Origin of the sequence: Candidatus Sodalis sp. SoCistrobi (assembly GCF_900143145.1) — a bacterium.
Lineage (GTDB): Bacteria > Pseudomonadota > Gammaproteobacteria > Enterobacterales > Enterobacteriaceae > SoCistrobi.
On record NZ_FRDB01000114.1, the window covers coordinates 1 to 9,327 of the forward strand.

General features: G+C 54.7%; 9 protein-coding genes, 1 tRNA gene and 3 pseudogenes. 6 read left to right on the forward strand and 7 right to left on the reverse strand.

Annotated elements, in window-relative coordinates:
• Positions 1-346 precede the first annotated feature (346 nt).
• A pseudogene (locus CINSTRO3249_RS17620) lies at positions 347-736 on the reverse strand (capsid portal protein); the annotation flags it as partial.
• A gap of 68 nt (positions 737-804) precedes the next feature.
• Here CINSTRO3249_RS17620 and CINSTRO3249_RS18020 point away from each other — a divergent pair.
• Positions 805-960 (forward strand): annotated as a pseudogene (locus CINSTRO3249_RS18020) (lysis system i-spanin subunit Rz); the annotation flags it as partial.
• A 113-nt stretch (positions 961-1,073) separates the two neighbouring features.
• Positions 1,074-1,244 (forward strand): hypothetical protein, encoded by a 171-nt coding sequence (locus tag CINSTRO3249_RS17200; RefSeq protein ID WP_174249765.1) that lies wholly within the window; start codon positions 1,074-1,076, stop codon positions 1,242-1,244.
• Positions 1,245-1,261: 17 nt separating this feature from the next.
• Here CINSTRO3249_RS17200 and CINSTRO3249_RS16590 read toward each other — a convergent pair whose 3' ends face one another.
• Entirely contained in the window at positions 1,262-1,591 is a 330-nt protein-coding gene (locus CINSTRO3249_RS16590) for a hypothetical protein (protein ID WP_125933159.1), read from the reverse strand.
• 121 nt (positions 1,592-1,712) lie between these two features.
• Between CINSTRO3249_RS16590 and CINSTRO3249_RS17625 the strand changes: the two genes are divergently transcribed.
• Positions 1,713-1,925, forward strand: coding sequence for a phage tail protein (locus tag CINSTRO3249_RS17625; RefSeq protein ID WP_254304332.1), 213 nt, complete (start codon positions 1,713-1,715; stop codon positions 1,923-1,925).
• 272 nt (positions 1,926-2,197) lie between these two features.
• On the opposite strand, the gene CINSTRO3249_RS09110 is transcribed toward CINSTRO3249_RS17625, so the two are convergent.
• Positions 2,198-2,282: transfer RNA gene (locus CINSTRO3249_RS09110), tRNA-Leu, on the reverse strand.
• 654 nt (positions 2,283-2,936) lie between these two features.
• Here CINSTRO3249_RS09110 and CINSTRO3249_RS09115 point away from each other — a divergent pair.
• Complete coding sequence (locus CINSTRO3249_RS09115) at positions 2,937-5,099, forward strand: ornithine decarboxylase (RefSeq protein ID WP_074013050.1); 2,163 nt, start codon at positions 2,937-2,939, stop codon at positions 5,097-5,099.
• 336 nt (positions 5,100-5,435) lie between these two features.
• Here CINSTRO3249_RS09115 and mltC read toward each other — a convergent pair whose 3' ends face one another.
• From mltC to mutY, 3 genes are read right to left on the reverse strand one after another with little or no spacing between them, the layout of a single operon-like run.
• Complete coding sequence (gene mltC / locus CINSTRO3249_RS09120) at positions 5,436-6,509, reverse strand: membrane-bound lytic murein transglycosylase MltC (RefSeq protein WP_074013051.1); 1,074 nt, start codon at positions 6,507-6,509, stop codon at positions 5,436-5,438.
• Positions 6,510-6,566: 57 nt separating this feature from the next.
• Entirely contained in the window at positions 6,567-6,839 is a 273-nt protein-coding gene (locus CINSTRO3249_RS09125) for an oxidative damage protection protein (RefSeq protein ID WP_074013052.1), read from the reverse strand.
• A complete protein-coding gene (mutY, locus tag CINSTRO3249_RS09130) occupies positions 6,839-7,930 on the reverse strand; it encodes an A/G-specific adenine glycosylase (protein ID WP_074013053.1) in 1,092 nt (363 codons plus the stop codon). The genes CINSTRO3249_RS09125 and mutY overlap by 1 nt, the downstream gene beginning before the upstream one ends.
• A gap of 168 nt (positions 7,931-8,098) precedes the next feature.
• Here mutY and trmB point away from each other — a divergent pair, with 168 nt between their 5' ends.
• Entirely contained in the window at positions 8,099-8,818 is a 720-nt protein-coding gene (gene trmB, locus CINSTRO3249_RS09135) for a tRNA (guanosine(46)-N7)-methyltransferase TrmB (protein WP_074013054.1), read from the forward strand.
• Positions 8,819-8,874: 56 nt separating this feature from the next.
• Positions 8,875-9,060, forward strand: a pseudogene (locus CINSTRO3249_RS09140) (hypothetical protein); the annotation flags it as partial.
• A gap of 38 nt (positions 9,061-9,098) precedes the next feature.
• On the opposite strand, the gene CINSTRO3249_RS09145 reads toward CINSTRO3249_RS09140, so the two are convergent.
• On the reverse strand, positions 9,099-9,327 hold a 229-nt coding region (locus CINSTRO3249_RS09145; RefSeq protein WP_143146879.1), incomplete at its 5' end, for an integrase core domain-containing protein.

Consider the following 9,327-nt stretch of genomic DNA (forward strand, 5'->3'; position numbering starts at 1 on the left):
ATTTCCGCCAAATGGACCATGCCACTCAGAGACTGGAAACCTGCTATGAGCCAATTCATGTTGATGTATGGAGAACGAATCTCCAGTTAAGCGATGGAGCCATTTACACAAAAAAATTTACAGACCCACAAGTTAAGCTGCCGCATATTCATTTTATGGATTAACGTAGTTTGATTATATGAGAGAAAGCTCGCCATCGCCCTATGGCGAGTCAATAAATAGTTTGGTTCATAATTAAATATTTATTTCTAACGTACTTTACGTGGTGTTGCACCGCTATGTTGCAGTCTTTGGACTTGTCGTGAGGGCCGTCTTTGCCGCTTATCCGGCCTTATCATCCAGTAGCTCATTGGGCTTCTCGCACTACCTCATCTCCCAGCCAACCGTTAATTTCGCTAAGGCGCTGCTGAAGGGGCGATACCTCATTGATGGCAAACATACGCGCCGCTTTTTCCACATCACCAAAAACTACCGCTATTGTCAGGTAAAATCCCCACCAGCTGCGGCGGGATACGCTGCGCGGCTAATTGGTCGTTCCGGCGGGTGTTTAGGATGTGCATGAATTCATCCTTTGCCGCCACTTCGGCCAGAGGGATAAGCTGCAACCGGTCTTTTTTGCCCTTCGGCGCAGAAAAAAAAGGGTGCGAAAGTTTCCAGGACCTTTCGATCCCTTCAGCCCCTGACGTAGGGCATCAATATCTTCTTGACTGTGAGCGGCATCGTTCAGGTACAGAATAACCAATTACATTATCAGATACAGACCGTTACTGCGCTGGATGGGCAACATAAGCGGAGTTTGAGAATTATAAACACCGTATTGCGCAGCTTGAGGGTGATGTTGCTGCCGCCCGTCGTCGGTTGCAGGTCAGTGCCACCTATCCCAACGTGCCCGCTCGTACCGCCTCACGCCTGGATGATGCAACCCGGGCGAGGCTGACTGACGCCGCTCAACAACATTAATTTACCCTCAGACGACGAATCGAAGTTGCAGCATAGCAAATAAACGGGTTGCAAAACGACGTACATCAAATTTGCTCAACGGCCAACGCCAAGACAAAGTGAGAAAATCAGCCATGACGAAGCACGAAAAGCAACAAATTAACACCCTGTGCCGCCGTTTGAATGGCGCCAATACTTCCCTGAACGACGGCAGGATCTCGCTTGGCGTGGTGGCAGTAGCAAAAGCCCGCACAGGGCTTTTGCTACTGCTGGCTGGGGTGGAAAACCGCGCCACCATTCACTAATCAAATCAGTTGAAGGGTCAATCAATGCCTGGTACAGAGCCTTGCTTTTTGATTAAGGCTCCGGCCAATGCCATAACACTACAGCAGATGGGGAGGTAAGTAGTGGCTGCAGGCACGGTTGCTACGATCGCCAGTGCTACGCCGCCGGCGAGTAAAGTGGTCGCGAAAGGATGTTTATCAACCATTCCACGAATCGCATTATTCACTGAACTGGCCATATTAACGGACACATTGGCTACGGAACGAAGCTTAGCAACAAAACCTGAGGAAGTGCCTGAGTCATGAGACGGAAATCTGATTTCTACCAAAGCCGTGTTATCTGAAAAATGAGATGAAATAGCATTCATAAAGGCACCCTGGTGTTTTTCATTTGCACCAAATAACTACCTGATTTAGCGTAAAAATATAATCAGGTTATAGGCGTATTTTGCGTAGTAACACAATGCCGCACTGACACCCGGAGGTACCATGCTTTACCCTGATTCGCTACGCGTGGCACTCACCGCTGCCGTGCCCTATGTGGCGCAACCCCTTGACTGCCTGCATATTTTTATTGATGATGGGGCGATTATCAGCACGTTGGCGCCGTCTCTTTCGTTTGAATACCAGTACACACTGAATCTGGTCATCACTGATTATGCCGACAGCGCCGAGCCGCTGTTTGTGGCTATCCTGCACTGATAGCGCAGCCATCAGCCAGATATCATGGCTAACCCCGATAAACGCGATAAGGGCTTCAACTTTTAAGTGGATTTTCTCGATAACCAAATGCGGGATATCATTCTCAATCTAAGGCTGACCGAACGGGTGATTGATAGGCAGATGCATCTTGAAGTACGTTAAGTCTATCTCAAACGCCCTGCTGCCACTTGTCGATTTCAAGACGAAAAAAAACCGCACAAGGCGGCATTAAATTATAGTACAACTTGTTGTTTTTATTAATCTTGTTGAGATGGTACCCGGGACGAGACTTGAACTCGTACAGCCAAAGGCCGAGGGATTTTAAATCCCCTGCTCTACCGACTGAGCTATCCGGGCAACGGGGCGCATTAAACCGTATTGATCGCATGGCGTCAACGCCTAATTTATCTTCGCGGTGCGTTTGCTGCGTTTTCAGGCAGCCGCGAGGGCGTCCACGGTGCTCCTTTGCCGGCGAGGGCAGGGCACCGGCGAAGAGGCGTGATAATATTTAGTTATTTAATAAATTTACTAAATATAGCTATTCACTTAATTATCATAAAGTTAATAATGTGATGCATTATCGCGCTTAAGGGATTTTTTCTTGAACCCGGCGGGGAAACATGCAATTATTGCGCAAATTTTTCATCACTTCTTATTACGCAGAAGATCACAGGAGGCCGCCGCTATGCATTCAGCACTGTCGCCGCGTCTGGTCACGGGGCAGCCTTGTCCAGTGATGCGGATATCCTGCCCGCATTTTCTCTACCGCGCGTATTCGTCCGTCATCACCATGCGGTGAGGGCTCTTAGGCTCACTATTAGGCATTAGTAAGAACAGACGTCCGGCTCTGCTTTTACTGATGTCTATTGGCTGCTGCTGATTCCAGTCTCTCCATTACGTTGCGCTTTCCTTTGCCGGGAAAGTACGGCCGGCATCGGGTGCGGGACGCGTTTGCTCTCCCATTGCGTGCTCAGGCACATCGACTCATCCTTACCTTAGGGCATCGGTGATATGACTTTGTTAAAAATTGCCGCCAGCACGACGCTGGCCGATCGTCTGCACACTCCGCGCGCGATAGTGCCGCTGGACCAGACTGATTTCACGGATGTGGCCGCGCTGGTTGTTTCCGTTGAGGATGCCCGGTCGGGCGTGCTGGCCGTGCTGCGCAATACCGGTTTTTCCATTCCGGCATTCGTCGGCATCGATGTCGCACGCCGCGACGACGGTGTCGCGCTGCCGGCAGGCGTCGAACCGCTGTGGCTTGATGATGCGGCCCCCGCTGCCGCGGCCGCGCGGTTGGAAGCGGCCGCGGAGGGCTATCAGCAGGCGCTGCTGCCGCCGTTTTTCGATACGCTGACGCGCTATGTCGCCATGGGCAACAGTACCTTCGCCTGTCCGGGGCATCAGGGCGGGCAATTCTTTCGCAAGCACCCGGCCGGGCGGGCGTTTTATGATTTCTTCGGCGAAAATGTTTTCCGCGCGGATATGTGCAATGCCGATGTTAAGCTGGGCGACTTGCTGATCCACGAAGGTTCGGCGAAAGAGGCGCAAAAATTTGCCGCCAAGGTGTTCAACGCCGATAAAACCTACTTTGTGCTAAACGGGACCTCTTCGGCTAATAAGGTCGTGACCAATGCCTTGCTGACCCGCGGCGATTTGGTGCTCTTTGACCGTAATAATCATAAGTCGGTGCACCATGGCGCGTTACTGCAGGCCGGCGCCACCCCCGTTTATCTGGAAACGGCGCGCAATCCGTTCGGCTTGATTGGCGGCATTGATGCCCATTGCTTCGACGATGCCTACCTGCGCCAGCGGGTGGCAGAGGTTGCGCCGCAGCGGGCGGGCGATGCGCGGCCGTTCCGTTTGGCGGTGATCCAGCTGGGTACTTATGATGGCACCATCTATAACGCCCGGCAGGTGGTGGATAAAATCGGCCATCTGTGCGATTACATCCTGTTTGACTCCGCCTGGGTGGGGTATGAGCAGTTTATCCCCATGATGGAGCAATGTTCGCCGCTGCTGCTGGATTTAAATGAAAACGATCCGGGGATCTTTGTCACTCAATCGGTGCACAAACAGCAGGCGGGGTTTTCGCAAACCTCGCAGATTCATAAAAAAGACACCCACATTAAAGGACAAAAGCGGTTCTGCAATCATAAGCGGTTCAACAATGCCTATATGCTGCATGCGTCCACCAGCCCGTTTTATCCGTTGTTTGCGGCCCTTGAGATCAATGCCAAGATCCACGAAGGGGCCAGCGGCCGGCGGATGTGGATGGCGTGCGTCAAACTGGGGATTGAAACCCGCAAGCAGCTTTTGGCGGAGTGCCGGCTCATTAAGCCGTTCGTGCCGGACTACGTTGACGGCCGGCGCTGGCAGGATCATGCCACCGAGGACATGGCGCATGAAAAGCGCTTTTTCAATTTCGTGCCCGGCGATCGCTGGCATGGCTTTGATGGCTATACCCGCGATCAGTATTTTGTCGATCCGTGTAAACTGCTGCTGACCACGCCAGGAATCGACGCCGCCAGCGGACGCTATACCGCCTTTGGTATTCCGGCCACCATTCTGGCGACCTATTTGCGCGAGAACGGCATTGTGCCGGAGAAATGCGATCTTAATTCCATCCTGTTCCTGCTCACTCCCGCCGAAGATGCGGCGAAGATGCGCCGGCTGGTGGAGGTGCTCAAGCAGTTTGAACGCTTTATTGAGCAAGATGCGCCGCTAACAGCGGTGTTGCCCAGCATTTGCGAGAAATACCCCGGCCGCTATCAAGACTATACCCTGCGCCGTTTGTGTCAGGAAATGCATGACCTTTATGTCAGCTTTGACGCCAAGCAGCTACAGCACGATATGTTCCGCCAGCCCCATCTGCCGCGTATGGCGCTGAACCCGCAGGAGGCTAATGGGGCTTTTGTGCGCGGCGAGATAGAGCTGGTTCCTCTATCCCGGGCCGAGGGACGTATTGCCGCCGAGGGGGCGCTGCCTTATCCGCCGGGGGTGCTGTGCGTTGTGCCCGGCGAGGTCTGGGGCGGGCCGGCGTGGCGCTATTTTCTGGCGTTGGAAGAGGGGTTGAACCTGCTGCCGGGCTTCCAGCCGGAGCTGCAAGGGGTGTATGTCCAGCAAGATGACTGCGGCACCCGGCGGCTGTATGGCCATGTGGTCTGCCGCTGACGGCTAGGGTTAGCCGCATGCCGCTTACTGCCGCAACGGAACGCGCGCGGTAGCTGCACCTCTGCCAGGCTTGGTCGCGGGTCCCTGCCGCGCTTGGACCGGGCGTTTGATGTGGCGACAGACGTGCGACAGCACGCAGTGTCGCACTATTGCCGGCCACGGTCGCGGCACCGTCTCGCATTAGAGCCTAGGGCGTGGTGGTGGCGATATCGGCGCGCAGCGCGCGCAATTATCGCACTGCTGCCGGCCACGGTCGCGGAACACTCTCGCATTAGAGCTTAGGGCGTGGTGGTGGCGATACCGGTGCGCCGCGCGCGCCGATGTTGTCCGCCGCCGTCAGCGCCGGTAGTTCTTTTGCAAATTATTCACTTTATACAAGTAGCGGCGCGATTCCGCCGACGGATGCTGCGTGGACAGCGTTTGATAAACCTGATCCGGCGGCATGCCGTTAATTATCTGGAACGCCCGGTTTTGATCGCGCGAGAAGACCCGCAGCACGCTGCCGGCGCCGCCGTTATAAGCGGTGATCACCGCATAACGCCGCGATGTCGGATTGACGATGCCGCCCAGGTAACTGTTTTGCAGCATCGCCAGATAAGCGGTGCCGGTGTCGATATTATTTTCCGGGTCGAACAGGTAGCTGCGGCTCGGCTGGCCCCATTTGCCCTTCATTTTAAACACGTCGCGCCCCGCGCTGTGCTGCACCACCTGCATGAGACCCAGCGCGTCGGCGTGGCTCACCGCATAGGGGTTGAAGCTCGATTCCGTCTGCATAATCGCCAGGATCAGCGATTGATCGACGCCATACTGTTGCGAAGCTTTGCGCACCATGCCCAGGTATTTATGGGCGCGTTTGTCCACATGGTTCGGCACCAGCTGAATAGTGATGGACCAAATTTGCCGCAGGCCGGTGGTGCGGGTTTGTAAGCGGGTTTGCAGCAGATAATCGGCGAAATGGGCGGCGCGCCACTCCCAGCGGATCGGCTCACCATTATTATCCAGCACCTGACCATAGAGGAAAGGCTCTTTGCTGATAGGAATATCGTCCGCATCCGAGTAAAGATCGATCGTGCCGGGATCGTTACCCATTAATAGCGTACTGATGATGGCCTGGCGCAAATGCGCGCTGGGGTTGTCGCCGGCGATGGTTTCGACGGTAATGGTACCGGCATCAAAATTGATGTGGCTGCGGGTTTCGTATTGATCGGTGTATTTTACGTAGTCTTTTGGCCCGGCAATCAGAACTTCATTCAGCCCCCAGAGATTTTCAATGTTGTGGGCGAACTGCCCCATCAAAATATCGAAACCGTTAGTGTCTTTTATGTAGGCTTCATTTTCGGCATTGTTTTTACTGCTGGAACAGGAGATCAATAACGGGGCAATGATCACTAAAGGTAATATTTTCTTCATGTTACGGGCCGTGTCAGGACTAAAAATTTCCGGGGCGCCAGGCACCCCGAAAAGGCGTTATTCGCTCGGCGGGGTATACCCCTGGATATGCACATCCTGACCTTCAAACAGGAAATTGATCATCTCCTGCTCCAGCACCTTACGATCGGCGACATTCATCATGCTGAGTTTTTTTTCATTTATAAGCATCGTTTGCTTGGTCTGCCATTGCGCCCAGGCTTCTTTAGAAATGTTGTCATAAATACGTTTACCCAGTTCTCCCGGGTAAAACTGAAAATCCTGCCCTTCGGCTTCACGTTTTAAAAAAGTACAGTAAATCGTTCTGCTCATCATTCTTCCTCTTTGTTGGCAGCCGCTGGCAATAAAGCAGCTTGTCGAGGCTGACGTAGTTGGCTTAGTAAGCGCTCGACCGGCGCCGCCAGTCCGACCGCCGGCGGCTGGGCTAAGTTATACCAGAGTCCGCTGCCTTCATCCATGCAGCGTTTCGTTGTGCCGACCTGCTGCCACATCGGTACAATATCCAGATGGAAATGGCTGAAGGTATGGCGAAACGCCGTCATTTGCTCACAGTGGCCGTCTGGCAAACCGCGCTGGGTTAGCCAGAGCGACAGCGCCTGCGGGTCGGCAAACTGCGGGAAACAAAACAGCCCGCCCCACAGGCCTACCGCCGGGCGTTGCTCAAGCCACACGCGGTTGCCCTCCTGCAGCAGCAGAAGCCAGGCGGTTTTTTCCGGCAGGATCTGCTTCGGTTTTTTGCCCGGATAGCTGGCCCAGCTATGGGCGGCGTAGGCCTGGCAGCCGAGGTGCAGCGGGCAAAGCTCGCATTTCGGCCGCGAGCGGGTGCACACCATCGCCCCCAGATCCATCATGGCCTGATTGAATTGTGCTACCCCCTGCGCTGGGGTGACCTGTTCACTGTGCCGCCACAAACGCTGCTCCACCTCTTTTTTCCCGGGCCAGCCGGCAATGGCGTAATAGCGCGCGAGCACCCGTTTGACGTTACCGTCAAGAATAGGATAGTGCCTGTCCAGCGCCAGCGACAATATGGCGCCTGCGGTGGAGCGGCCAATGCCGGGCAGGGCGCAGATGGCGTCAAAGTCTTCTGGAAATTCGCCGTCGTGCCGCTCGCTAATAAGCTGGGCCGCTTTATGCAGATTGCGTGCGCGGGCGTAATAGCCCAGGCCGGTCCATAAATGCAAGACTTCATCGAGCGGCGCCGCCGCGAGTTGACCAACGGTGGGAAATTTGGCCATGAAGCGTTGGAAATAGGGGATGACGGTCATCACCTGCGTTTGTTGCAGCATGACCTCTGATAACCAGACCTTGTACGGCGTTTTTTCCAACTGCCAGGGCAGCGTTTTGCGGCCGAACCGCTGGTACCAATCCAGCACGAGTTGCGCGAACGGTGGCGCTTGCGTCATTGTGAAATCATTACCTGTGGGCGAAAATCCGCATCATTATCCTAGTGCGCGATTGCAGCATAGTGCGAACAACCTGTAAACAGGAACTTTCCTCTGTTGCGCGCTTGCTAAACAGCGCTATCTTTGCATAATGCGCGTTTGCCAACCACTTTCACATTGCGGAACTTTATGAGCAACAATGTCATTTCCCCCGAATTCGACGAACAGGGACGCGCGCTGCGGCGGATCCGTAGTTTTGTCCGGCGACAGGGCCGTCTGACCAAGGGGCAGCAGCATGCGTTGGATACGCTTTGGCCGACAATGGGAACGGACTATCAGGCGCAGCCGCTCGACCTTGTTGCGCTGTTCGGCCGCGCGGCGCCGGTGACGCTGGAGATTGGTTTTGGCATGGGGGCGTCATTGGTGACCATGGCGGCGGCGCATCCCGAGCAGAATTTTATCGGAATCGAGGTGCACTTGCCGGGCGTCGGCGCCTGCCTTGCCAGCGCGCAGGAAGCGGGCGTCAGTAACTTGCGTGTCATGTGTCACGATGCGGTGGAAGTGCTGGAGCAGATGATCCCGGATGCGTCTTTAGCGCTGGTGCAGCTGTTTTTCCCTGACCCCTGGCATAAAGCGCGGCACAATAAACGCCGTATCATACAGGCGCCGTTTGTTGAGCTGGTTGGACGTAAACTCGCCGCCGGGGGTATTTTCCATATGGCGACCGATTGGCAACCTTATGCCGAACATATGTTGACGGTGATGTCCGATGCCGCGTTTTTCCGTAATCTATCCGCTACAGGGGACTATGTGCCGCGTCCGGCGAGCCGCCCGTTAACCAAATTTGAACAGCGCGGTCAGCGATTAGGTCATGGCGTTTGGGATTTAATGTTTGCCAAAACGGTCTGAGCCAGAGGCAGGAGCAATCCTCGTTTTCTTCACGCAGGTTATTATCAGGAGAAGGTATGTTGCGCAAAGCAATGCTCGGATTATTGCTCATGGCCGCCTGGCAGGCGCAGGCGGAGTATCAGTGCCCGGTCAAACCCCAGGACGATATTATCATTGCGCCGCAGACGGTGCAGGTGATAGGACAAAGCGGCACCTTGACCATTACCCCGGCGGGGGAGGTGCAGCGCGACGGTACGCCGGTGAATAACCCCGAGTTTATTAGAGAGTAATTTTGGCAATACTACGCCGCTTCCTCTGATGCTAATTGCAAAGCGTAATAGTTCATTTCGGCTTCAGTAGGAGGGATGTAACCCAGCCGCCCGAGCAGCCTTCTGTTGTTGTACCAGTCCACCCAGTCCAGCGTGGCCAACTCCACTTCCGTCCGGTTTTTCCAGCTCCCGCGGTGGATAACCTCCGTTTTGTACAACCCGTTGATACTCTCTGCCATCGCATTATCGTAGGAGTCGCCG